This is a genomic window from Bradyrhizobium sp. YCK136, from assembly GCF_044570075.1.
Taxonomy (GTDB): domain Bacteria; phylum Pseudomonadota; class Alphaproteobacteria; order Rhizobiales; family Xanthobacteraceae; genus Bradyrhizobium; species Bradyrhizobium diazoefficiens.
This window is the reverse complement of record NZ_CP172424.1, coordinates 485934-510302: the sequence shown is the minus strand read 5'-3', so window position 1 is coordinate 510302 and position 24369 is coordinate 485934. Positions and strand designations below refer to the sequence as shown.

Genomic DNA, 24369 nt, shown 5'->3' with positions numbered 1-24369 from the left:
CCTTAACGAGCCTTTCGACGAGGCCGCACCTATCGTTCGAGCATGGACCAGTTGCATTCGGCAGCCGTCACGACGGCGGCAGAATCCAGGACACGGGGACGAACGATGCTCACCGATATCCAAGCGGCCGGCGCCCGGTCGACGTATCAACCCAGCCGCCACGAACCGGCCTCCCCGCAGGAGACTCGCGCATTTCCCCTCGAACGGAGGTGGCGCCAGCCCGCGGCCACGCCTGACGACATCACGATCTCGCGCTGGACCTGCACGCAAACGGGCATAAGGCACGAAGAGGCGACGACGCCTGCCGACCGATACTTCTTCGCCATCGCCTTGAAGACGTCCCGCGCCAAACTGACCAGAGGCCGTCACACCATCTTCGACGGCATCATGCCGGCAGGCACGCTGTATATCGGCGCACCGTTGCAGCAGCTCAGTGCGCAGTTCTCGGCGCCGTGCGACTTCCTGCACTTCCACGTCTCGGCCAGCACTTATTTTCCGTTCCTAAGGCCTGGAGCAGGAACAGCCTCGGCCGAAGGCCTCAACGACCTCGTGCTGCTCCGCGACCCCTTTGCCGAACAGCTGGCGAAGGCGCTGACCGAACGCGGCCATTCGGCTGACCGGGAATTCGCGCGCTGCATCGGTCAGACGCTGGCAATGCACCTCGCCCGGCGCGAGCTGCCACACTCGAAAGTCAATGCCTTGCCGAAATGGCGACTGCGGCGCGTGAAGGAATACGTCGGGACGCACTTCGACCACTGCATCAGCTTGTCCGAGCTTGCCAAGGTGGCGGGACTGTCCCGGATGCACTTCGCGGCCCAGTTTCGCGCCGCGACGGGATACCGGCCGCGCGAGTACCTGCTGCATCAGCGCATCGAGCGTGCGAAATCGCTGCTGTCGAATTCCGAGACGGCCCTGGCCGAGGTGGCGCTGACCGTCGGCTTCTGCACCCAAGCGCATTTCTCGACCGTCTTCAAACGGGTCACGGGTGACACGCCCGCGCGCTGGCGTTGCGCCAGCCGGAACGCATCGGCTTCGTCCAGGCTCTCCGGCGGCGATCCGGCTTCGACATACAAGGCCGTGTCTCACGTGCTGCCCGCGGACTTCTCGTGAATCATGCGAAATGAGAAACACAAGGGGTTCGTGAAATACTTTGGCCGCGGGATCGGCGATGCTGTGCGTGTTAGGTGACTGAGACCCCAAGTCACAGCTCGAGCCTCCCTCCTCCCTGGGCATACGAGCATTTTAGGGCCGTCCTCCCCCAAAGGACGGCCCCCTTTTTCGACCGCGCGGCGCGATCGACGGCATCGTCTCTTCGGAACTCGGCGAGGCTAGTCGTTCAGGTGACGCGCAGCCCAGGCGCGGACGCCCTGAAGACTCCTGAAATCATCCAGCGAGCGAGCCGGAAGTCCGGCCCCGATTTCCGCAACCATGCTGCTGAGCGCATGTCCCGGCCCCAGCTCGATAAACCCCGTAGCGCCCGCTTCGACACAGGCCCGCAGGCAATCCGCCCATTGCACCGTTTGCGAGATCTGCGCGGCAAGTTTGTCGCGACCGCTCTCGAGCGAGACGACCGGAGCGGCATCGATTCCGCTCAGAATGCGCGCACCGGTCCTCGGGGGAAATACCACCGACGCCAGGCGCAAGGTCTCACGAAAGACCGCGGACGCCGCGGCGAGCCGTTTGGTGTGGGAGGCAACCTCAACCGGCAACGCGACGATCCTTGCGCCGTGCATCGCCCGCGCGTCGTCGGCAATCCCGCCCAGCGCCTCACGGCCGCCGCCGATGACAAAGGCATCGCCCGGATTGACGATGGCGATCGCTGCGCCGTGACGTTCGCAAAGCTGACCGACCTCCTCGCGCGAAAGACCGCGGACGAAGATCAGCCCGTCACCCGCGCGCGTGGCCGCATCCATGGCCTCTGCGCGGCGTGCCACGAGATCGAGCGTGGTGGTCGCATCGAGCACACCGCCGACACCCCAGGCCGCGACCTCGCCGACACTGTAGCCGGCAATGATGACGCCGCGTGGAACGGCATCTGCGAGCGCGCGCGCCGCGGCGAGCGGCTGCACGGTGCAGAGAATCTGGCTCGTACGGTTGCGGTGCAGGGCCTCATCGGGTTCGCCGCGGACGAAATCGCGCGGATCGCTGCCACCGAGCAATGTCGCCGCGTGCGCAAACAGGTCCGCGGCCTCACGCGCGCCGCCCGTGAGGGCGAACATGTCCCGATGCTGTCCGCCTTGTCCCGAGCAGAGGATCGCAAGCGTCACGGTCGCGACCTAACCGGGAAAGAGCATGGCGATCGCAATCGCTAGGGTCACGACGCTGAATCCGGTGCTGGCGATGACCATGGATCCCGCCGTCGCGGAATCCAGCCGGTAGTTGACGGCAAACAGGATGCCGAAAAAGCCCGAGGGCACCGCGGCAAGCAGAATGGCAGTCTTCGCGGGATCAGGCGCAATCGGATGAAGTGAATGACCGCAATGGCCAGCAGCGGCCGAACGACATCCGAGGCCGCCGTTGCGGCCACGATCCGCCAATCCAGCCGGAACGATTGTGCCGACAGAATCGCCCCCGTGAGAAACAGGGCGACACCCGCGGCGGCACTCCCGATCAACGCCAGGCATGCATGGGCAAGTGCATCAAGGCTCACGTCCGACAGCGAAAGCAGGATGCCTGCCGCAGGCGCCAGTACGACCGGCTTGGTGATCGCGCGCCTGACTGCCGTCAGAATCTGCCGCGTCGACAATTCGGCGCCCTGCGCCCTGCTCGCACCCATTTCCACCATGATCAGGGTCAGCGGGCTGATCAGAATCGAGCCCGTTGCCAATGCGACCGCAACCGGGACGGTGCCGGCGGGGCCAACACGGACGACAGGATCGGAAGTCCGACGCCGGCAAGGTTCGGAAAGCCGATCGTCAAGGCCTGCAGCGACGCATCGGACCGGGACGCCTTCGAGAACCTGCGCGCGGCGCAATACCAGGCGACATAGAGCAACAGCATCGTCACGCCGAGCACCATGGAGAGCGGAACCTGTTCGATCATATCGCGGCGCGAGGCCGAAGCGGTCGCGGCGAACAAGGACGCCGGCAGCGCAAGATCCATCACCAGCGCGTTGAGGGCGTCGACGTGAAGATTGTCGACGATATGAAATTTTCCGGCGGCGTATCCCAGCAACAGGACGAAGAAGACCGGCACCAGCGCCATCAGGATCGCGTTGGACATCATGGAATCGGCCTGGGCATCGACGAAGAGCGTCATAGCGAGCAGGTCGGCCGATCCACCCGGGCTGAGACGGCGGGCGACGAAACTTTCGTGGATCGATTCTGCTCGCGCACGCCAGCCGGACGCGCAGACGCCGCCGGCATCGACGAAGCGACGCGCCGCGTCATGTGCAAAACGAAGGCCGTCGAGGCCGCCGCGATGCAGGAGGTTGGTGTCTTCGACGGAAGCGATCAGGGCAAAGCACGCCTCGACCCGGGCGGCTTCCGTATCCTCCACAACGACAGTTGCTCTCCGCAAGGCCGGCAAGCCGATTCCGTAGATGCTGGGAAATCCCCTCGCGGCCTCGATACGCGCACCGCCCGCGCGAAAGCGGCGGCGGGCTACGCTGCCATGGCTGTGCAGCAGCACCGGACCATCGAGGATGCTGTCGCCCCACAAGCGTGCTACGACATCGCCAAGCGGAAGCTCGAGAGCGACTAACCCGCCGGCTTTCGCACCGGCGGCCGCGCACAGCAGGCCGAGCCCGAAGATCGCGCCACGGTGCGTGTTGACCCCCGAAGTCGCCGCGAACATGGCGCGCTCCGCCTCGAGGCCAATGACCCGCAGCCGCCCCATACCGCAGCCAAGCGCACCTGCATCGGCCAGGCGTTGCAGATAGGGCCTGATGGCCGCGGCGCTGCGACGAAACGTGCCCGCATCCATGTCATCGTGACTGCCATTGTCGACATGGCTCACCAGCCCCGGTTTCGGCCAGGTTTCGAGCTCCTTGACGAGGCAATCGGCGGCAACAGCCCCGATGGCAGAGACATCGGGCATCATCCACGCGCGGCGCAGAAGCGGCCGTTCCATGCCTCTCGCGGCCATGGTGATCATGATCCCGTCGCTCCCGAAATGAATTGATGCCTGTCGAGCAGGACCACGCGCTCAATGCTCTTGACCAGAAGCTCGCTCGCGCCGCCGTGGACTTCGCGCCAGTTCACCGCAGCGCCGTCGGCGCTCATCAGCTCGCCATCAAGCCGCATCGGCGCGCTGATCTCGATCGCGGCGACATCGGCGACGAAACGATCGATGTCGGTTTCGCTTCGAAACTCGAACAGGACATCGAGATCGGAACGGTCGGTGACGTAATCGAGCCCGGTCAACGACTGCCAGGCCAGGCTGCCGTAGACGCGCGCATCCACCGAATGGCGAAGCGCCAGCCCGTCGAGCCGGTCGAGCGTCGGCCACCAGTTGCGCGGCGCGTAAGCCCGCGCCTGTTGCAGCGACGGCGGCCGCGCGACCGAGGCGACGTGGTCGATTTCGATCAGGAGGGCAACCCGCTTCTTGCCGGCAGAAGGCGGCAAGGGCAGGCCCAGCGCGACGCCGGTTGCCTCGTGTGGCAAGGCGCGCCGCCTGATCGTCGGCCACCGCATTTTGGGCCAGCGCGCGAGAAGGGAATCGGCAGCGAGATCGTCGCGCGCGTCCAACATCGCGCGCCACCCCGCGGGGCTGACGAAGACGAGGTCGTGACGACCGGGCGGTCGATCACCGTGCTTGCAGGGCGAGGTCACGAACGCGCTCCGCGATCTCGGCGGCCTACAGCCGGCCGCCACGCTGCTTGCCGAGCGCATCCCGCCGGTCCTGCGCGGCCGGCATGTCGGCGAGCAACGCCTCCAGCTGGTCGGCGAGCGATGCGGCATTGCTCCATGTCATGTGAACGGCACCCATTTGCGCGAGATTGGACAGGCCCGGCGCGAACACCGGCGTCGACTTCGCCTTTTCCTGTAGCGCCTCCATCGACAGCTTGGTCACCTTCGCCATCGAAGGCAGATCCATCACTGCGGGATCGGCTCCGGGCAGTCCGACCAGCACACGCGTTGCAAGGCCTGTCGCAAGCAGCGCACCCGCAGCCGAGTGGCCGTACAGGACGCCGACGGTCGGGCGGCCATTCATGTCCGCGTGGATCAGCACCTTCGCCAGATGTGCGAGGAACTCGTTCAGCCCGAGCAGTTCGTCACGCTTGCTCATGCGCTGGCTGTCGCTATCGACGAGCACCAGGATCGGCCCGGAGTCACGACCGATCGACTTCAGGACATGTGCGGAAAGCCTGATGGCCTCATCGACGCCCAGCGCGGTTCGATTCGCAACGCCGATCACCAGCATCGTGCCACCGGATCGCAGCGTCGCCGAGCCGTGAAGGACGCCGTTGTCGTTGCTTACCTCATGGCCGTCAGGAAAGAGCGAGGCGATGATGTCATCGAGCGTCACGGCTGGTCCTCCCGATCCTGTTGGCGAGCGCAATGAACTGATCTGCCGGCAGCTCCGGAACCGTCTCAGCGTGCTCGATGCCTTCCGCGGTCCAGATGTCGACGGCATCCGCGCAGGCGCCGAAGCGGCGCAACCGGCCGGCGAGCCGTTCCTGCTCGGCCTTCAGCCTGTCGAGACCGAAAGGTCCGACCAGGCCGATCAGCTCCAGCGCGGCCTCGCGAAAATCCTGCACATTGTCGTCGGCAAAGACATCGGCGGCGCCGAGCAGGCGGCGGTGCTTGCCGCCCATGGTCCGCCAGACCAGGGCACGATCGCGCGAGTCGAACTCCTCGACGCCGCGATTGGTCTCGATGACTTCGGGACCTGACACAGCGATGCGCCCCGGCTCCGAGACGGCGAGCGCGGAGCAACAGCCCGCGATCAAGCCGCCGCCGCCGTAGCATCCGGACCTGCCGCCGATCAGGCCGATGACCTTCACGCCGGCGGCGCGCGCTTCCATCACGGCGCGCATGATCTCGGCGATGGCAAGCTCGCCGGCATTGGCTTCCTGCAACCGGACGCCGCCGGTATCGAACAGGATCAGGACGGGGACCGAGCCGATCTCGCGCGCGGCGCGGAGCAGCCCGGTCAGCTTGGCGCCGTGCACTTCGCCGAAGGCGCCGCCCATGAAGCGGCCCTCCTGCGCGGCAACGAACGCCGGCGAGCCGTCGAGGCGACCGTGACCGACGACGATGCCGTCGTCGAACTGCTCGGGAAGATCGAATATCTTCAGATGCGGGCTGACCTCGCGCTGCTCCGGCCCGATGAACTCGACGAAGCTGCCGGCATCGAGCAGCAGTTCCAGCCGCACGCGGGCCGACGCCTCGTAGAAGCTGGTGCTGTGCGCCCGTTCGGCGGGGGTGATGTGCTTGATCGGCGCGGTCATTGGCCGTTCTCCGCGATCGATCGCACCGCCTGCGCCAGCCGGAGCGAGACCGTGTCGGGACGCGCGCCGCCGTCATTGATCGAGAATTTCAGCCCACCGGGCGAATAACGCTCGACGAAATCGCCGATCACGGCCCTCCAGACCTCGCCGAAGCCGACGGCGGCGGTCTTGATGTCGATGGCACATTCCGCATCCGGCAGCACGCGCTCCACCAGCACTTCGAGATTGCCCGAGGCAACTACGCCGACAATCGCGCTCCGCCTGGCGCCGTCGGCGCGGGCGCGAGCCGGGTGTCGAAAGCTGAGATCTTCCATGGCGCGTTCCTCACCAGTTCCTGAATTTTGAAGGGGGTGCGTACAAGCCGCCCGACCAGCGCACGAGATCCTTGATCGAGCGCGCCGCCAGCAGGCTGCGATCCGCATCGAGCGGATTGATGCCGAGATCTTCCGGCCGGCGGATCACGCCGCGCTCGCGCAGGCGCGCGACCATGCCGTGGTCCCGCCGACGGCCGACATCGGTGTAGCCGGCAACGCCACGGACGGCGTGCTCGCGCTCCTGCGCGGTGCGGCACAGCAAGAGATTCGCCACGCCCTCCTCGGTGACGATGTGCGTGACGTCGTCGCCATAGATCATGACCGGCGCCAGTTCGAGCTTCAGCTTCTCCGCGAGCTCGATGGCATCGAGCTTCTCGACGAACAGCGGCACGTTCTTGTCCCCGAACGTCTCGCCGATCTGCACGACCAGCTTGCGGCCGCGGCGCATCAGTGCCGAGCCGTCCGGATCGGCCTCCGCTCCGGCCTTCAGCCAGGGCTCGCTCGGATGACGCCGCCCGCGGGCATCCGCCCCCATGTTCGGGGCGCCGCCAAAGCCTGCGATGCGCGAGGTGGTGACGGTCGACGAATTTCCCTGCAGATCGATCTGCAGCGTGGAGCCAATGAACATGTCGCAGGCATAGAGCCCGGCGGCCTGACAGAAGGCGCGGTTGGAACGCAACGAGCCGTCGGGGCCGGTGAAGTAGACGTCGGATCTGGCGCGGATGTAGTCATCCATGCCGACCTCCGATCCGAACGAGTGGATCTGCCGCACCCAGCCGGATTCGATCGCGGGAATGAGTGCGGGATGCGGATTCAGCGCGAAGTGGGTCGCGATCCTGCCCTTCAGCCCCAGCCTCTCGCCGAATGTGGGGAGCAGGAGTTCGATCGCGGCCGTGCTGAAGCCGATGCCGTGATTGAGCCGCTGCACGCCATACGGTGCATAGACCCCCTTGATCGCCAGCATCGCGGTCAGGATCTGGCCTTCGGTGATCGCGGCCGGATCGCGCGTGAACAATGGTTCGACGAAGAACGGCTTGTCAGCCTTGACGATGAAATGGACACGGTCCGCCGGGATATCGACCCGCGGAACCGTCTCCACGATCTCGTTGACCTGGGCGATCACGACGCCGTCCTTGAACGTCGTCGCCTCGACCACGGTCGGTGTGTCCTCGGTGTTCGGGCCGGTGTAGAGATTTCCCTCACGATCGGCGCTGACGGCGGCGATCAGCGCGACGTGCGGCGTGAGGTCGATGAAGTAGCGGGCGAACAGTTCGAGATAGGTATGAACCGCGCCCAGCTCGATCTTGCCGCCGAACAGCATGCGCGCAATCCGCGCCGATTGCGGCCCGGAATAGGCATAGTCGAGCCGCTTCGCGACGCCGCGATCGAACAGGTCCAGATGTTCGGGCAGAACGACGCCCGACTGCACCATGTGCAGATCGTTGACCCTGGAGGGATCGACCGCCAGCAGCGCGCGGCTCAAGAGATCCGCCTGCTTCTGGTTGTCGCCCTCCAGGCAAACTCGGTCGCCCGGCCGGATCACGGCCTCCAGCAGGCGCGTGACGTCGTGTGCTTCGACGACCTTGCCGCGGGCAAGGACTGCTCCCGCCGCAATGCGGGCATCACGCGCGACACGGTTGTCCTGCCAGCTCGTCATGACTTCTGCCCCTTTGCGGCGTTGGCCCCGCTCCAGAGCGATCCCGGATTGGCACGGTCGGGATGGAGCTCGAGCATCGCCTCGTAGAGCTCACGCGGCGATGTCGTCGCCTTGTCGAGGCGGTTGAAATCGAGCAGGTATTGCCGGGTCTCCGCGATGTTGCGCGGATCGTCGTCGTTATCCGGCTTTTTGTGTCCGGCGACGACGAAGCGCGGCTTCAGCGCCGCAAGCCGGTCGAGCGCGGCGATCCATTCCAGCCGGCTCTGCGTGTCGGTTTCGGCCAGATAAGGATGAATGCCGTTGTATACGGTGTCGCCGGCGACGATCAGATCGAGAGACGGGACATGAAGGGCGGTTGAACGCGCCGTATCGGTTCGTCCCATGTCGATGACGACGAGCTTGTGCCCCTCGAGCGTGAGCTCGCCTTCGAGGGGCGCAGCCGCGACCAGGCGCTCTGCGATCTCGCCCGGAAAGCGCTTGCGCCAGAAGCCGTCGAGCGAGGCCGGCGAGAGCTGCGCCTTCATCTCGTCGACGACCTCGGGAACGGCAACGGCTTTTGCCTGCGGAAAGCGGTCGAGCAGCGGTGCCAGCCCGAAGAAATGATCCCCGTGCCCGTGTGTGACATAGATCGTCGTCAGATTTCGCTCGCAAGACGCGACCCAGTCCAGCAGCGTTTTCGACTGCCCGGCGGTGAGGAACGTGTCGACGAGGACCGCGTCCCGCTCGCCGTAGATCAACGTCGACGAATTCGCGACCCACATCAGGTCCGGATTGCCGGACGGCAAGTCGCGGCTCAGTCCGGCCCGCTTCACCGTCGTCACCTTCCAGTTCAGGGCGGCGCCGGTCGTCTCGATCACATTCATGGGAATTCTACTGATGGCACAGTCGGGCCGGCGGGAGTGCTGCCGCTCCCGCCGTCCTTCCTTCTGCCGGTCGTGCGTCAGGACCGGCGAAGCGTGATCACCGCGTAACCGGCTGCTGGATGCTGCGCGCGGCGCGGGTGATGACCGCAGCCACTTCCTTCGGATGCGACTCGTAGACCGAGTGGCTGGCGCCCGGGATCACGGTGGTCTGGCTCTTGGCGCGCTCGTAGTACCAGCGCTCCAGATCCGGATTGATGATCTGGTCGTTGCCGGAGACGATGCCCCAGCTCGGCTTGGTCTTCCACGCCGCCGCCGTCAGCGGCGTGCTGAACACCTGGGCCGCGGCCGGGACCTGGGAGCGCGCGACGAACTCGGCGCGCTCGCGCGGCAGATCGGGTGCGAACAGTTTCGGGAATTGCACGGGATCGAGATAGGTGAACTTGTCCGGCGTCACCTTGATGACGCCCTCGGTCTTCCCGAGCACGCTCGGCGTCTTCTTGCCCAACGCCGATTCGTCCTCTCCGACGTCGGGCGCGTGTGCGGCGACGTAGACGAGACCGACGACGCTCGGATGAACGCCGGCCTCGGTGATGATCGAGCCGCCGTAGCTATGGCCGACGAGAAGCGTCGGGCCATCCTGCAGATCGAGAATGCGCTTCGCCGCCGTGACGTCGTCGGCGAACGAGGTCTCGGGCTCCTGCACAATGGTGACGCGGAAACCTTCCTTGGTCAGGATCTCGTAGACCGGCTTCCAGCCGGACCCATCCACCCAGGCGCCGTGCACCAGGACGATGTTCTTCAGGGGCTCCGCGTTCGCAGGGACGACGGTCGAGAGCAAGGAGAGAGCGGCGGCAAAGGCGAGACCAGCGTTGAGGTGTTTCATGTCGGGATCACTCCGGGTTGGAATGACGCGACACTACGTGAGTCGTGATTCAAGGTCGGGATGATACCCGAAGCAAGAGAAGTCCACCTTTCGAGGAAAGATCGCAAGGTGCTTGAGGCGTGCTGTCGCTCACCGGTGACGTTGCAGCGCGATTTGAAGCGGGCGCGGATAGTTCTGTTGGCGGCGGATGGGCGCAGCACCCGGTCGATCGCCAAGGAAGTTGGGGTCCAGCCGCGGATTGTCAGCCTTTGGCGGCATCGCTATGCCGACCATGGCCTTGAAGGGCTGCAAGACAAGCCGCGGCCTGGCAAGCAGCCGATCTATACGAAGACGACCGACAAGCGGATTCTGAAGCTGCTGGATAAGCCGCCACCGCAAGGGTTTGCGCGCTGGACCGGCCCCCTGCTGGCCGAGGCGCTGGGCGATGTCGATGTCCAATATGTCTGGCGGTTCCTGCGCAGCCACAAGATTGACCTGGTGGCTCGCAAGTCCTGGTGCGAGAGCAACGACCCGAACTTTACGGCCAAAGCCGCCGATGTTGTCGGCCTCTATGTCGCGCCGCCGGCGAAGGCCATTGTGCTGTGCGTGGACGAGAAGCCCTCGATCCAGGCTTTGGAGCGAGCGCAGGGTTATCTGAAGTTGCCCAATGGCCGCGCCTTGACCGGCCAAAGCCACGATTACAAGCGGCATGGCACCACAACATTGTTTGCGGCGCTCGAAGTCGCCACCGGAAAGATCATCGCGACCCATTCAAAACGCCGGCGCCGCGTCGAGTTTCTCGATTTCATGAACAGCGTCACCGCGGCTTTTCCGAACCGCAAGCTTCACGTCATCCTCGACAACCTCAACACCCATAAAAAGAACGAGGACTGGCTCAAGGCCCACCCCAACGTGCAATTTCATTTCACGCCGACAAGTGCGTCATGGCTCAATCAGGTCGAAGTATGGTTTTCCATCTTGCAGGGGCAGTCGCTCAGCGGCACCTCCTTCACGAGCCTCAAGCAGCTTCAGGAACACATCGATGCCTACGTCAACGCATACAACGACAGAGCCGAGCCCTTCGTCTGGACCAAGAAAAAGGTCCGTCAACGCCGTTTCAAAGGCCGCCGTATCACTCAGCTCTGATTCCGGGTACTAGCCTCTGGAGGACGGGAGATGGGCTTAACAGCGAAGAAGATCGCGCGACTACTGGATCGACCTGGGCGCTACATCGACGGCGGCGACCTAGGACAGGGATTGTATCTGCAAGTGACTCCAGGCGGTGCGTCCTGGCTGCTGCGATACGAATTTGAATCCGCAACGCTAAAGAGTGGCAAACCAACAAAGCCCAACGGTCGGACGGGACGCCGTGAACGGTGGATGGGCCTATAGCGGTATCACTACAGCCAAGAACCTTTGCGCATTTTTGTTGAGAGAGGGCCTGAAGACCTAAGTTGTTTAAGTTGGTCGAGCGCTTCCGGTGTCCAAACGAACGATGCCATTGCTGCTACCTCCGGCTGTGGCTGGGATAGGTTTCGCCCCCTATACCGCCGGCGAGGCCGGGAGCGAAAGCCCGGAAGTTCCTGGGTCATGCGAGGAAGGCGCAGGAGGGGCGTTTCCCGTCCACGGTCCGATCTACCGGCCTATGGCGGACAGCCTCCCGTAGCGGCTCGGCGGCGTGCCAGGGAGGCTATCGCGGTCGCGATCTAGGGTCGCGGCGAGGCCGGTTCCTTTAAGCTTTCCCCGGTTCCCAGTTCTTCGCCAGTCAGTCAGTCTCCCCTAAAGGGGAGAGACTGTCTGGCGGACTGGTCGGACAGTGGCTATCCCGCCAGTCGATTAACTGCCCTAAAGTCAACAATTCCAATAACTTACTTTGGTCTAAAGCCGGCTAATTCTCTGGCCAGTTGTCATGACTGGCGGAAGGGCTGTGGAGCCTGGCTTTACCCCAAGGGACCCGTCTGCACCCCACCGTCCGGTTCCCACGCCACACCCCAGGGGGCACACCCAACTTTTACCTGCCAACCATCGTCTATCATTCGTATACAAACGACTAGGACTACTTTCCGCGCCTTTCCGGACCCTTTCGATCCTTCGCGATGATCTCCGGGCGGAAGGTATCTCCGCCCGTAAACACGCGAATCATCCGCTTTATCAGCTGCTTACGATAGGTAGCGCTCGAACTCCCGGTTAGAACCCCGGTAGCTATAGACTTTGGCGCACAATTAGAAGTTTAATCTAAAGGCTATGGACACTAAAAATAGCACCGCGAATACCGCGACGAAAGCGAACCGAAACGGCGTCAGAGCGAAGCAAAAGCCGAGCCGTGCCAAGCATGCCAAGCAGAAGCCGAGCCGTGCGAAGCTTCGTGGCCTGAGAACGCTCGATGACCTAGATGCCAGGACATCTGGATATCGCCGCGCTCGTGAACTGATTGGCGGGTTTGAACAAGACCTTGGCGGCGCAGATCACCTGACCACAGGCCAGCACCAGCTTGCGCAACGTGCTTCTGTGTATGGCGCTCTGATCGAAAGCTACGAAGTGCAATGGTTGGAAAGTCGCGTTGTTGACCCAAATTGGTTTGCGGCGACCAACGTGCAACGTCGTGTTTTGCGCGATCTGGGTTTAGAGCGCCGCGCGAAGGACGTAACACCCCCGTCCCTCGCCGACATTGCCGCAGAGATTGAAGCGGAGCGGGAGGCGGATGACGGATGACCGCAGCCCATCCACCACCAATCTCTGTAGCGGATGCCTTGAGAAGCAAGCGGCTGTTCCGACCATTCTTTGTAAGCGGAGCTTTTCTCCCATTTGATTGACTGGTTTCGCTTCGGCTTTCGCTCTGCGATCCTTGGCTTGTCAGAGAGCCGAGAGGAGACTGAAGGCGATGGAACAATCGGGGGAGGAAGCCGAAGCTGATGGCTTTGTGGGGAAGCTTACGCGCCGGACGCGTTCTGGAGGCCGGTTATGGTCTGCGGAGATCAAGGGGCGCGCTGTTTTCGAGAGCATGAAGCCCGACGCCCGGGTATGTGATGTCGCACGGCGTTATGGTGTGAAGGCCCAGCAGTTGACGACGTGGCGCAGATTGGCGCGTGCTGGCCGGCTCGCATTGGTCACGGACGACGCGGCGGATTTCGTGTCGATCGAGCTGAGCGATCCAGTGGCGTCAGGCAAGAGCGAGGGGCCCGTCGAGATTACGATTGGCAAGGTTTCGGTCCGCCTGGATGCGGACGTGTCGGCGGTGCGGATCGCGGAGATCGTGACTGCGATCGAGCGCGGCGCATGATCATTCCGGCGCAGGGACTGCGGATTGTGCTTGCTGTGCGTCCTGTTGACTTCCGGTGCGGGCACGACGCGCTGGCCGGTCTTGTGCAAAACACGCTTGGGCTCGATCCGCATTCGGGCCTGATCGTGGTTTTTCGTTCGAAGCGCGCCGACCGGCTGAAGATTTTGCTATGGGACGGCACGGGCCTCGTTTTGGTCTACAAGCGCCTTGGCCGCGATGGTCGTTTCGAGTGGCCGCAGATCAGCGACGGCGTCATGCATCTGACGCGCGTGCAGTTCGAAGCGAGAACTGGAAGCGAGTGGGCGAACGGATTGTCGCGACGCCAGCTGCGGCGAACTGACTCAGACCCGACAACCTGTTTCGCGCGGGGCTTTGGGATGATAGCTTGCGGATGTGCCGCCGTCCCCCATTGATCCCGCCCGTCTTGCAGCGCTGCCCGCCGATTTGCGCGCGCTCTTCCGCGCGCAGGAAGCGATGATTGAAGCCGAGCGTCGTCGCGCAGACGATGAATGCTCGGCGCGCCTTCATGTCGAGAGTGAACTGGCTGCGTCCAAAGAGAGCGTCGAACGCCTCGAACTGCTCGTGAAGGAGTACGAGCGCGCACGTTTCGGTAAACGCTCGGAGAAGTTCAATCCCGATCAGATGCAACTGGTTCTCGAGGACATCGAGATTGCCATCGCCGAAGTCCAGGAACGCCAGGACGATCGTGCGCGCCGCGCCGGCACGGCGCCGTCCAGCCGCCGGACCAGGCGCGCTGCCCGTGCCTTTCCCGCGCACCTGCCGCGCATCGACCAGGTGATCGAACCCGAGAACCTCGAGTGTCCCTGCGGCTGCGGCCGGATGGTCCAGATCGGCGAGGATCGCTCCCGCCGTCTCGATGTCATGGCCGCCCAGTATCGTGTGATCGAGACGGTGCGACCGCGCTACGCCTGCGCAAAGGGCTGCACCGGTGTTGCTCAGGCGCCGGCGCCCGCCCATCTCGTGGAGGGTGGCATCCCCACCGAGGCGCTGCTGGCGCAGGTGGCGGTCGCCAAGTTCAGCGAGCACATGCCACTCTATCGTCAGTCGCAGGTTCTGGCTCGGCATGGCATCTTCATCGATCGCGCCGTTCTGGCAGACTGGATGGGAACGGTCGCCTTCCACCTCGCGCCGCTGGTCGAGCGCATGAGCGTCGTGATGAAGCAATCGGGCCGCTTGTTCATAGACGAGACCAGGGCGCCTGTGCTCGATCCGGGCCGGGGCCGAACGAAGACCGGCTATCTGTGGGCTGTCCTGCGCGACGATCGCGGCCACGGCGGCGCTGATCCACCAATCGTGGTCTACCACTACGCGCCAGGACGCGGTGGTGACCATGCTGAGCGCATCCTCGAGGGCTTCGACGGCATCCTTCAGGTCGACGGATACCAGGGCTATCATCGGCTCGCACGGCCCAAGCGCAAAGGCGGCGTGCCGCTGCGGCTGGCCGCATGTTGGTCCCACTCAAGGCGCAAGATCATCGCAGCGACTCCGAAAGCCGGCTCACCCATCGCCGAAGCCGTTCTCGCGCGCATCGCCGCACTCTATGCGATCGAGAAGGAGATCCGTGGCGCCGACGCCCCGGCTCGGCAAACGACCCGTAACGAGCGATCACGGCCGCTCGTCGCTGAACTCGAGAGGTTTCTGCGCGAGCAAGCCGCTCGCCTGTCGCCGGGCAGCGAGATGGGCAAGGCGATCGCCTATCTCCTGAACCATTGGGATGGCCTCACCTTGTTTCTCGACGATGGTTGCGTTGAGATGGACACCAATCCCGTCGAAAATCAAATCAGGCCGCTGACTCTGACGCGTAAAAATAGTTTATTTGCTGGTCACGACGAAGGTGGTCGTTCATGGGCGCGCATAGCTTCGCTCATCGCCACCTGCAAAATCAACAGCGTGGAGCCCTACGTCTGGATGAAAGCGACGCTCAAAGCGATCGCAACCGGTCACCCGCAGTCCCGGATCGACGAGCTCCTGCCTTGGTCGTTCGGCCGCACCTCGTAATTCTCCGTCGTTGCCGCCTCCATACCCCCCGCCAACGATTTGCAAACACGTTGATCAACAGACTGCAATCCCCACGCCAAACCTTTGCGAATGGGACGCGAACGTCGCTTACCATTCTTTGATGGTGCAAGCTGGAACACGTGGGGTGCAGTGCTAAAGGGCGGCTTTGGTGAACCACTTAGCGCTAGTGAGCTAGACACATTTCTTTCGGTCGCAGAACGCCCGCCTCCCGCGCATCGGGTCAAGGAATTAGTTGCAATAGTCGGAAGAGGCGGCGGAAAGGATAAACGATTTCGAGTTTGCCCGATTGGCGCCGTCTCAGAAGAAAGCTTTCAAGCCTCTTGCTACTGCTTGGCGTGATCAGATCGCGAACCAGATTGCTACCCTGCTTCCGCAACCAAAGAAGACGGAGGCCGCATAACATGCCCAGAGTTCTTCGAAACCTTCGCATCGACGAAGTGAGCTGCGTCTTGACCCGCAGCAATCCGCTGGTCTCTGACATTTCGAGCTTGCTTGGACAGGAGCACACCTACAAGAATCAGGTCTTGAAGCCCGTGGCTCACGAAGTGGTATGGGATCCTGAGCTTTCCGCCGCGGCCGCAGTGGTGCTCGCGTCCATACTCGAGTGGCCCCGTAAAGACGTTTTGGAAGCCCAAACGCAAACGTTGCGGCTCGTCTCGGCCTACTACCGGCTCAAGGCTGCGACTGACGGCACCCAGACCGCAAAGGACCTCGCTCGCCAATTTGCAGAAGCGGCGGTGGCCGTCTCGACAGGCGGAAAATTGAAGACGAAAAAGGCGAAGGAGGTAGCGGCGGCGGTCGAGGCCGGTATATCGCTACTTGGGGATCCGACCGAGGATTGGCGAACAGCCAGCCAGGTCCTCGCGCAAACGCCGGCACTCGTCGAAATTCACCGCCAAGTTCGGCTTGTCCGGCTCTTTCGGGCGACCGACGCGTTAGGCGGCGGACTCGCGGACTCATGGGTCTCCACAGGCGGCTATGCCGGCGCTACTGTGCTGGTGAAGAAGGTGCTCGATCAGGAGCGGCTCTTGTCTGCGGAGCTGGAGCCGCAAGGTCTGCTCGTGATGAACATCCACAAGTCGAAAGGGAAGGAATTCGACGGGGTTATCCTTGTCGAGGGAGCGTTCAAGTCGTTCTTCTTCGATCGCAACGAGAAAGCACCGTTTACGCAAAGCCGTCGGCTACTTCGCGTGGGGATCACGCGCGCCCGCACGCGGGTGGCCATCGTCAGGCCGATGAACGCCGCGCCGCTCTGCGATATCTGACCTGGTTCGACCCGGGTATCTTCCGTAGGGAAGCAAAAGAGTATCTGGAGGGCCCATGAAGTCTGACGATCCGCGCCTCGAGCAGGCGCATAAGGCGATGATCGAGCGCATCGCCAAGTATGAAGAGCGCATCGTGACGACTTTGAAGGGACATCTCGCCGCAGAGCAGGCGCTCGATGACCTGCTGAAGAAGGCCCGGAGACGTCGAAAGCGACCGTTCGCGGGGAAGATCGACGTCGCGCAGAAACTCTTCCTGCCGGACCTCACGAACGAGATGTGGGACGTTCTTGAGGCGGGCAACGACTTGAGAAACGCCATCGCGCACGGCAAGCCCGAAGGTACGATCACGCAGAGGCTCGTCGACGTCCGTAAGGCGTTGCTGGCCTGGGTTTCGCCGGAGCAAAGATCGGGCATCGAGGCGATGACGGAGCCCCAGCTCATCAGCACGGCTTTCTTCCAATGCGCCAGCTTCATCGTCGTCGCGACCGACAAAATGAAGGACTAAGCGGTAGGAATGTTCGGAACGGGCCCTGAGGCGGCCGACCTACACTCTCGCCGAAAACCGCGTGAATGCCGTCAGCCGCTGCACGGCGGGCTCCACGTCGCGCATGTAGATCTCGGTCCGCAAGAATGCGATCTCGCCGTCGAGGGCGGCCTCGTCGACGTCGATGAACCAGGATTTTGGTCTGCCGTGGCTACCGTCGTTCCAGCGGTAGCCGCGCTTCTTCAGCGAGTCCTTGAGTTCGAACGGGGATCCCTCGGCCCAGACCCGCATCGTCGGCCTGCGGGCGTTCTCGAGCAGCAGCGCCAGCGCCGGCGCGCGCGTCGTCGGCAGCGTGACGTCCAGGATCTCCAGCAGGGCATGGCAGTCGTCGACGGCCCGATGGGCCTGGTGGAAGTAGCCGGCGCCGTTGAGCAGGTAGCCGAGTTGCGCGCCGGCGAAGCCGTGCGATCGCCAGTCGACCTCGGTCGCGCTGCAGGCCCAAGCTTTCTGTTCGAAGAGCGGCCAGTAGCGCTCGGCGAACTTGCGATCGAAATTGCTGTTGTGCGCAATCGTGATGAGGCTGTCTTCGACGAAGGCCGCGACCGCTGCATCGTCGATTTTGTGACCTGCGACCATCTCGTTGGTGATGCCCGTCAGTGCCGTCACCTCCGCTGAAATGGGCCCGCTCGGCTCGTTGAAGGCGGAGAAGACATCTCTGACGCCGACGATGCGGCCGTCCGCCGTGTAGTCAAATTTGACCATCCCGAGCTCGATGATCTCGTCCTTGGCGCAATCGAGGCCGGTGGTCTCGGTGTCGAGAAGAATGCCCGTCCTGACCTCCTGCCCTGAGGTCGGGACGTAGATCCCTCGGGCGACGAGGCGTCGCAGCACCCGGTAGTCGGGCGACCGAGCCAGCGCCTCGGCCATCGCGGCCAGGTCCGGCTGGTCGAGAGTATCCTCGCCTCTGATGGGCTGGGTCAGCGCGTCCATGGATCCACAATACCGGCCAAAAGCTCCGCGAGGTACCCGGAAGACAAGCGATTCACGACGTTTTCGGACGTGCCCGGGGGCGCTGCGGGCAGATGGTCAATTTTCCTGTTGGCCGGCCCGGAGCATGTCGGAACCGGCAGGCTCCATTCGTCTTGAATCCAGCACCGTCACCCGGAGTACCGCGTTCGCCTGTTCCGGGAGGCTGCCGGCAAGCGGGCCGACGCGGCCGCGCCGAAGACCCGCCGCCGACGGCGCTCGGCCGACGGCTAGGCCCCCTCCGCGATCCCGACACCTGCCGAGGCCCGCCACGCCCCCGCGTGGCGGGCCTCCCGTTGTTTGCGGATCCTTACCGCGCCCGCGGCTCCGGCCATGGGCGCGGCAGGGCAGGAGGCTCGGGACGTCCCGCGGCGTTTCGGGGCGCGCGGTTCGCCGCCGCCGGTCGCCGCGCCGTCGCCGCGTCCGCTTCCGTTCTTCGGAAATCGCCGGAATCCCCGGGGATTCAGAGGCTTACCGGCCTTCGTATCCTTTTATGGCCGGTACCCGCGCTCTCTGAAATTCCACGGCTTTTCGGAACGCCGGTGGCGGTTCGGGGCGCTCCAGGACGCCTCCGACGTCGGGAACCGGCGGGGCGCATCGCCGCTCCGTCGCCGCGCGAAGACTGCGGCAGGTCCTCACGGTCGATGCCCGCGGCGCAAGCGGTCCCCTCAAACCGCCGACCACCCACCGAGCTCGGCATGCGTGAATCGGCGGTCGAGCGAGCGGAGCGGCCGTCCCGATCACAACCGCGTCATTTGCGCGTGATCGCGCTCCACCCGCTCTGCGGGCATTTGTTACCGTTGACACGCAATCCGATCGGAGGGATCCGGCTTTGGTTCAGAGCTTCAACCCTTTGATGCCGCGATGCTTTCCGTCGCGCCGCCGTTTTGCTGGGGGAAGCGCCCCGGCTCTGGTTCGGGAGCTGCCATACTGATCCGAAGGACTCGTTTTTTGGGCCGGCAAGGATATGAAATCAGCGCGCGGTCCGGACCATCCAAGATGAATTCGGATTCCCGCAACTAGCGCCCAGGCTCGGGGCGCTAGGAAGTCCCAAGGACAAGTCAGGCAGCGGAAAAAGGACTCGGCGCGGCGGCCGCACCGCCGGGTCGTTCGCTTCCGACCTCCCGCCGCGCCGATCGAGGCGGCGTTCGGATCATCCGGCGCGCGTCGCCGGTGGCCCTGCCGCCGGCCTAGACCGCGGCGACCTGATCTTTGAGCGTCTTCTGACCGCGACGGCGACGGTCCACGGGACTTGCCGGCGCTTCGATCTCGTACCAGGGATGCTTTAGTATTTCCCGCAACATGGCGGCGGGTTTCGGTTTGCCGTACTTCTCGCCTTCGGTCCGTGGGGCGTGCCCCTGGATCGCGTCCAGCACCCGCTCCTTCATGTCGAAGTCCAGCCCGATCTGCTTGAAGCGGTAGCGCCACGCGTGGTTGGGGGCGACCTTCGGATTCTTGATCCGAAGGCGGTTGCGGACCCAGTCGGCGAGCTTGTTGCCGACGGAGGTGTAGGTCGGATTCTTCCGATCCTTCTTCCGCTGCCGCTCGACCGCGTAGAACAGCGGAGCTTCACCCTTCTTCAGGTGTGCCCAAGCGACGAAGCCCATCTGCAGCAGATGCGGATGAAGGGGAACGGTGCGCTCTTCGGCAGTCTTCACCGTTCCTGCCTCCGGCCTGATGTGAACGCACGGGATGCCCTCCTCCTCGATCACGTCGCAAGCGCGCAATTGCGTGATTTCGTTCACGCGTGCGCCGGTGTAAGCGCAGATCCACGGCACCCATCGGCGGGCGGCGGCATTCTCCTCGGTCATCCGCTCGTTCTGCGGACCGAGCGCGGCTGCCAGGATGGTATGCGCCTCCCGATCGTTGAAGCCGCCCTTCTTGATTTTCTTTTTCTCGGAAATGGTGACGAAGACTTCAGCGCCTGGATTTGCCGGAAGCTTCTTCTCCACCTTGGCCCACCGGAAGAAGGCGCGGGCGGCTGCGATATAGCCGAATTTGACGTTGCGCCGCGATGTCTTTGACGCCAGCAGCGCGTCGCGCCAATCGAGCAGATGCTGTTCGGTCACGCAGCTCATGTCGTCTGTGCCGATGCGTTTGATGAGTTGGCGGAAGTATGGCTCCCACTTTTTCTTGGTCGACGCGGCCAGATCCTTCGCCTTGACGAACTCGGCCCACAGTACGTCGAACTTCTTCGCAGGGTTCGGCGGCTTGTACTCCGGGAAGCGCTTAGCGAGCTCCTCGTTCGGCGTGTAGTCCTTCTTCGCGTTCTGCAGCAACTCCAGCCCAGCGAGTTCTTTGGCCTCGACGTAGGAGCGAAGGAAGGAATGAAGCCGGTCGCCGACGAGATGGATTCCCTTCCGTTGCAGGAAGGCTTTTGCTTCGGGTCCGAACGTCACGAACAGGTGCGGATCGAGCGGACCGATCGGAGGACGTTTGCGCTTCTCGTGCTCCCTCAACGACCGCTCGACCTCGGCCGGTGTCCCCGGTTCGTCGCGGCGCGCCGCCACCGTCTCCTTGTAGAATTCGCCAGCGAGCGCGGTGATCTGGAGGTGCGTGAGCTGCGTCGGCTGCTCGCCCGGCAGGCTCGCGCGCCACTGCCGCTCGAGTTTCAGGTTCTCTTCCTGGCAGAGGATCTTGGCCTCTTCCAAGTCGGTGGTATTCAGGCTGAACTTGATCTCGGCGGGCATCCCGAACATGCGGTACTTCGCCGGCACGCGACGTCGAAACCAATAGACTTTCGAACGCGGATTTTTCCAAGGGCCGATCACTACAAGTCTCACGGTGACCACTCCTGTGTACCACCGGGACTTTTCGGAAAGCCTTATTTTATAGGTAAAGGCGGAGTTTCAGGCGCTTAGTGGGGCCAATGGCGGAGAGAGTGTCCGCCACAGACTACTGAAATTACTACATTATTTTCATTTGTCTTTTTCGTACCCCCGAGTGTACCCACAAACCGCGGTCGACTTGGGCTCTCCGAAGGCAAAGGTCACACGTTCGAATCGTGTCGGGTGCGCCAGTAAAATCAGGCACTTCTCGAATTTTAGCTGATGGCAGATTTTCCCTGGGTAAGCACTGGGTAAGCACGGCGCATTGGTGCTTGGTTTGGCTTCAGTGCTGCTTTTGGATGGAAGGCGCTGCGCGCCCTAGAATGCGCTCGTAGAATTCAAGGCAATACGAGTCGGTCATTCCCGCAATATAATCACAGATGCAACGTTGCTTCCACGCAGTGTCGCCCGGGTTCGCTTCGATGAGAACTCGCCAGTCCTCCGGCATCAAAAGGTATCCGCCGTCGTCTTTCAGTTCGCCAAAGATCTGTTCGATGACCCATCGACCGCGGTTCTCAGCCGATTTTAAGCGCGAAGACATGATAACGGCTTCGAAGGATAACGTTTTCAGCACTTCAACTGCTAAGAAGGCATCGATGGAGAGCCGCACCTTCGATAAAGCGGGACGCATTTCGTCAAAGTGATAGATTTCTACAGCGCGGATGAAGCGCCCCACGAACTGGGAAGTAAATTCAGTTCGATAATAGCCGTTGCGGCACAAGTTGTCCGCCGTGCCTGCCGCAATCGACACAATCGCCGCGTTGTATTCGTCGGCTGCGATTTCACCGTCAGTGTAAAGCTCCTCCGGAACATCAACGTTCAAAACGCCAGCAAATATTCTGCGAAGCGTTGCGTTGTATTCCGACAAGGTGAAGCGCCGATCTGCCTCCGGAAGATGCCCGTAAGTTGCATCAAGTCGGCTTTTGACTTTTTCAACTATCGAAGATTTGGCGACGTCGGGCATCGCGATTATGGACAAGGGTGTAAGGAAGCCGCCCTTAAATGCATCCTCGAGGTCATAAGTGGAGTATGCGATGTCGTCAGCTACATCCATGATCGAGCATTCGATCGTCTTCATCATGCCGTCGAAGTTGCCGCCAACAACATTCTCTTTTATCCGATCAACCAACTCCCGCTCGTCAAACGCATAGCCCTTAACTGGATGCCCTTCATTCCGGGCTTGCCGCCTCGCATCGGTGTTGCGGGGAATTTCACGATCATATTTGAGAATTGCCGCCAGCGACCTGTACGTCAGATTTAGACCCAACCTACAATCGCGACCATCAAAAAACGGCGTCGGGATTTCATCGATCTGCGGATATGTAAGCGTCTGCTTTTTCTCAAGACGAGAGAGGATTCGCAAAGTCTGCGCGTTTCCTTCAAAACCGCCATACTCGACCATATGACGATCTAATTCAGCCTCGCCGTTGTGACCGAAAGGTGGATGGCCCACATCGTGTGCCAAGCCAGCGAACTCGATAAGATCCGTGTTGATATTGAAGGATCTAAAATATTCGTGCTCATCGTTCAACTTGATGGCAATTGACTTTGCTATCTGAGCGACTTCTAGCGAATGCGACATTCGGTTGCGAAAGAAATCGTTCTCCTGGCAGGGGAACAGCTGTGCTTTACCCTGCAGCCGACGGAACGAAGGACAATGAATCAGTCGGGCGTAATCACGCCGAAATTCGCTCCGATAACGCTCGGGGGAAAGCTCATCGGCGGCGGCAGGCTCCGTCGTCCGCTTTGCGTCGTTGGCGGTGTATAGAGGAGGGAGAGAACTGCTCTTAACGGTCGGATTTGATGGTGACGGTAATTTTGGGCCTTTCGGAGCCATGCGCGGCCTTCAACCGTATTGTCGGCGCAGAGGAAACCTTTGATCCATGGGCCGTCAGCATGGAGGCGTGCGATTGCGTGGCCTGCTTTCTTGCACCCTTGGTTGCTGCGGAGTCAACGCGGTCAAGTAGCTTTGTCATGGCTTATCTCCAGGCCCCAACGTTACCTCGTTGCGATTTTGAAATTCTTAAAGTCGCCGCGGCAAACGCCTGATTTTCCGGTCTGGCCCCATAGATCAGTGATTTGCGGCGGAAATCAACGGCCCGGCGGGCCTATCACCCCGCTCGCCCACGGGAAATCAAGGCGTCCCCGCACGCCTACTGGATGTACCGCCAAATCCGTTCGGATCAGCTAAGAACGCGGTCCACGCTAGTAGGCGACCCCGACAGGCCGAAGAACGAAGCCTCACCCTTGGTCTTCTAATTGAACTACAGCGCGAACAAAAATATTTTAGAAAGTCCCCGAAATGTCAATCGGCGTTGGACTGGGACCCCCCGATCGGCGTCCAAAGGGGACCCCTTTGATCGGCGAGTCTTGATGGTAGCGCTCGCGGCGTCGGAGCTGGCCGGGGTTGCGGAGACGGCGCGAGCGCGGGTTGTTTGATCGTCGTCGCGGCTTTTAAAGCGCCAGCTGTCGTTACCGGTCTCGACGATGTCGCAGTGATGAGTCAGCCGGTCGAGCAGCGCGGTCGTCATCTTGGCATCGCCGAACACGCTCGGCCACTCGCCGAATGCCAGATTGGTGGTGACGAGGACGGAGGCGCGCTCATAAAGCCGGCTGACGAGGTGGAAGAGAAGCTGACCGCCGGACTGGGCAAAGGGCAAATATCCGAGCTCGTCCAGGACAATGAAGTCCATGCGGGTTAGGTGCTCGGCAAGCCGGCCCTGTCGCCCGTTGCGGGTCTCGGTCTCGAGGCGGTTGACGAGGTCGACCACGTTATAGAAGCGGCCACGGGCGCCGGATCGGATGCAGCTTCGCGCGATAGCGATGGCCAGATGGGTCTTGCCGGTGCCCGTTCCACCGACCAGGACGACGTTGCGTTGCTGGGCGATGAAGCCGCCGCCGGCGAGATCATTGACAAGCGTCTGGTTGATCGGCGTGGCGTCGAACTGGAAGTCTGCGATGTCCTTTGCAAGCGGCAACTTGGCGATGGTGAGCTGGTATTTGATCGAGCGGGCCTGCTTCTCGTTGATCTCGGCGGAGAGCAGATCGCCGACGATGCGCTGGGGTTCGTGCTGGCGTTTGACGGCGGTCGCCATGATCTCGTCGAAGGCGGCCTTCATGCCGTAGAGCTTAAGCTCGCCCATGAGATCGAAGATTTGGGTTCGTTCCATCAGTTTGTCCTCCGGAGGTTGTCGTAGCGGGCACAATCGGCGATCGGCGCATGGCGAAGCGTCAAGGCGGCCGGCGTCATGATGTTGGCCGGTGGGGCAGGTTCACGTTGACGAGCCAGGATGTTGAGCACGACATCGGCGGAATGAACGTAAACGGTACGAGAGGCCCACGGAGCCACGGACTTG

At 62.7% G+C, this 24369-nt stretch carries 22 protein-coding genes and 2 pseudogenes; 8 read left to right on the top strand and 16 right to left on the bottom strand.

Annotated features, from left to right (window positions below; all coding sequences use genetic code 11):
* The first annotated feature begins 105 nt into the window (after positions 1–105).
* Positions 106–1110 (top strand): helix-turn-helix domain-containing protein, encoded by a 1005-nt coding sequence (locus ACFLEY_RS02425; protein WP_249162996.1) that lies wholly within the window; start codon positions 106–108, stop codon positions 1108–1110.
* A gap of 218 nt (positions 1111–1328) precedes the next feature.
* Here ACFLEY_RS02425 and ACFLEY_RS02420 read toward each other — a convergent pair whose 3' ends face one another.
* The 11 genes and pseudogenes from ACFLEY_RS02420 to ACFLEY_RS02370 form a co-directional block, all read right to left on the bottom strand.
* A complete protein-coding gene (locus ACFLEY_RS02420) occupies positions 1329–2267 on the bottom strand; it encodes an acyltransferase domain-containing protein (RefSeq protein WP_060909813.1) in 939 nt (312 codons plus the stop codon).
* Positions 2268–2314: 47 nt separating this feature from the next.
* The gene (locus ACFLEY_RS02415) at positions 2315–2827 is read right to left on the bottom strand and encodes an AEC family transporter (protein ID WP_396604507.1); all 513 of its coding nucleotides are present in this window, start codon (positions 2825–2827) and stop codon (positions 2315–2317) included.
* Positions 2806–3204, bottom strand: coding sequence for an AEC family transporter (locus tag ACFLEY_RS02410; protein WP_249166213.1), 399 nt, complete (start codon positions 3202–3204; stop codon positions 2806–2808). The genes ACFLEY_RS02415 and ACFLEY_RS02410 overlap by 22 nt, the downstream gene beginning before the upstream one ends.
* Positions 3205–3237: 33 nt before the next feature.
* Positions 3238–4095: pseudogene (mdcB, locus tag ACFLEY_RS02405) on the bottom strand (triphosphoribosyl-dephospho-CoA synthase MdcB); the annotation flags it as partial.
* A complete protein-coding gene (gene mdcG, locus ACFLEY_RS02400; RefSeq protein WP_060912831.1) occupies positions 4092–4772 on the bottom strand; it encodes a malonate decarboxylase holo-[acyl-carrier-protein] synthase in 681 nt (226 codons plus the stop codon). The pseudogene mdcB and the gene mdcG, both read right to left, overlap by 4 nt.
* Positions 4773–4797: 25 nt before the next feature.
* Positions 4798–5469: a biotin-independent malonate decarboxylase subunit gamma gene (gene mdcE / locus ACFLEY_RS02395; RefSeq protein WP_060909812.1), complete on the bottom strand. Its 672-nt coding sequence runs from the start codon at positions 5467–5469 to the stop codon at positions 4798–4800.
* The gene (locus tag ACFLEY_RS02390; protein ID WP_060909811.1) at positions 5456–6394 is read right to left on the bottom strand and encodes a biotin-independent malonate decarboxylase subunit beta; all 939 of its coding nucleotides are present in this window, start codon (positions 6392–6394) and stop codon (positions 5456–5458) included. The genes mdcE and ACFLEY_RS02390 overlap by 14 nt, the downstream gene beginning before the upstream one ends.
* Positions 6391–6708, bottom strand: coding sequence for a malonate decarboxylase acyl carrier protein (mdcC, locus tag ACFLEY_RS02385; protein ID WP_028175276.1), 318 nt, complete (start codon positions 6706–6708; stop codon positions 6391–6393). The genes ACFLEY_RS02390 and mdcC overlap by 4 nt, the downstream gene beginning before the upstream one ends.
* A gap of 10 nt (positions 6709–6718) precedes the next feature.
* A complete protein-coding gene (mdcA, locus tag ACFLEY_RS02380) occupies positions 6719–8365 on the bottom strand; it encodes a malonate decarboxylase subunit alpha (RefSeq protein WP_060909810.1) in 1647 nt (548 codons plus the stop codon).
* Complete coding sequence (locus tag ACFLEY_RS02375) at positions 8362–9228, bottom strand: MBL fold metallo-hydrolase (RefSeq protein ID WP_060909809.1); 867 nt, start codon at positions 9226–9228, stop codon at positions 8362–8364. Before ACFLEY_RS02375 ends, mdcA begins: the two co-directional genes overlap by 4 nt.
* A gap of 97 nt (positions 9229–9325) precedes the next feature.
* Complete coding sequence (locus ACFLEY_RS02370; protein WP_211433738.1) at positions 9326–10111, bottom strand: alpha/beta hydrolase; 786 nt, start codon at positions 10109–10111, stop codon at positions 9326–9328.
* Between the two features lie 60 nt (positions 10112–10171).
* On the opposite strand from ACFLEY_RS02370, the gene ACFLEY_RS02365 reads away from it, so the two are divergent.
* From ACFLEY_RS02365 to ACFLEY_RS02335, 7 genes are all read left to right on the top strand, one after another.
* Positions 10172–11236, top strand: a complete 1065-nt coding sequence (locus ACFLEY_RS02365; RefSeq protein WP_026192128.1) for an IS630-like element ISRj1 family transposase — start codon at positions 10172–10174, stop codon at positions 11234–11236.
* 1098 nt (positions 11237–12334) lie between these two features.
* Complete coding sequence (locus tag ACFLEY_RS02360) at positions 12335–12802, top strand: hypothetical protein (protein ID WP_060909807.1); 468 nt, start codon at positions 12335–12337, stop codon at positions 12800–12802.
* Between the two features lie 169 nt (positions 12803–12971).
* Complete coding sequence (locus ACFLEY_RS02355) at positions 12972–13370, top strand: transposase (RefSeq protein WP_026192391.1); 399 nt, start codon at positions 12972–12974, stop codon at positions 13368–13370.
* Entirely contained in the window at positions 13367–13783 is a 417-nt protein-coding gene (tnpB, locus tag ACFLEY_RS02350) for an IS66 family insertion sequence element accessory protein TnpB (RefSeq protein WP_145982909.1), read from the top strand. The genes ACFLEY_RS02355 and tnpB overlap by 4 nt, the downstream gene beginning before the upstream one ends.
* 61 nt (positions 13784–13844) lie before the next feature.
* Positions 13845–15389 (top strand): IS66 family transposase, encoded by a 1545-nt coding sequence (gene tnpC, locus ACFLEY_RS02345; RefSeq protein ID WP_396605007.1) that lies wholly within the window; start codon positions 13845–13847, stop codon positions 15387–15389.
* A gap of 422 nt (positions 15390–15811) precedes the next feature.
* On the top strand, positions 15812–16675 hold the full coding sequence (locus ACFLEY_RS02340) for an ATP-binding domain-containing protein (RefSeq protein ID WP_060909806.1): 864 nt from the start codon (positions 15812–15814) through the stop codon (positions 16673–16675).
* A 97-nt stretch (positions 16676–16772) separates the two neighbouring features.
* Positions 16773–17180, top strand: a complete 408-nt coding sequence (locus ACFLEY_RS02335; RefSeq protein ID WP_249163445.1) for a hypothetical protein — start codon at positions 16773–16775, stop codon at positions 17178–17180.
* A 39-nt stretch (positions 17181–17219) separates the two neighbouring features.
* On the opposite strand, the gene ACFLEY_RS02330 is transcribed toward ACFLEY_RS02335, so the two are convergent.
* The 5 genes and pseudogenes from ACFLEY_RS02330 to ACFLEY_RS02310 form a co-directional block, all read right to left on the bottom strand.
* The gene (locus ACFLEY_RS02330) at positions 17220–18086 is read right to left on the bottom strand and encodes a 3'-5' exonuclease (RefSeq protein ID WP_060912830.1); all 867 of its coding nucleotides are present in this window, start codon (positions 18084–18086) and stop codon (positions 17220–17222) included.
* A 1289-nt stretch (positions 18087–19375) separates the two neighbouring features.
* Complete coding sequence (locus ACFLEY_RS02325) at positions 19376–20695, bottom strand: tyrosine-type recombinase/integrase (protein ID WP_129557425.1); 1320 nt, start codon at positions 20693–20695, stop codon at positions 19376–19378.
* A gap of 601 nt (positions 20696–21296) precedes the next feature.
* Complete coding sequence (dgt, locus tag ACFLEY_RS02320) at positions 21297–22850, bottom strand: dGTP triphosphohydrolase (protein ID WP_396604506.1); 1554 nt, start codon at positions 22848–22850, stop codon at positions 21297–21299.
* Positions 22851–23277: 427 nt separating this feature from the next.
* Positions 23278–24183 carry an IS21-like element helper ATPase IstB gene (gene istB / locus ACFLEY_RS02315; protein WP_396605006.1) on the bottom strand — a complete coding sequence of 302 codons (906 nt, stop codon included), beginning with the start codon at positions 24181–24183 and terminating at the stop codon, positions 23278–23280.
* A pseudogene (locus ACFLEY_RS02310) lies at positions 24183–24332 on the bottom strand (IS21 family transposase); the annotation flags it as partial. The gene istB and the pseudogene ACFLEY_RS02310, both read right to left, overlap by 1 nt.
* Positions 24333–24369 lie beyond the last annotated feature (37 nt).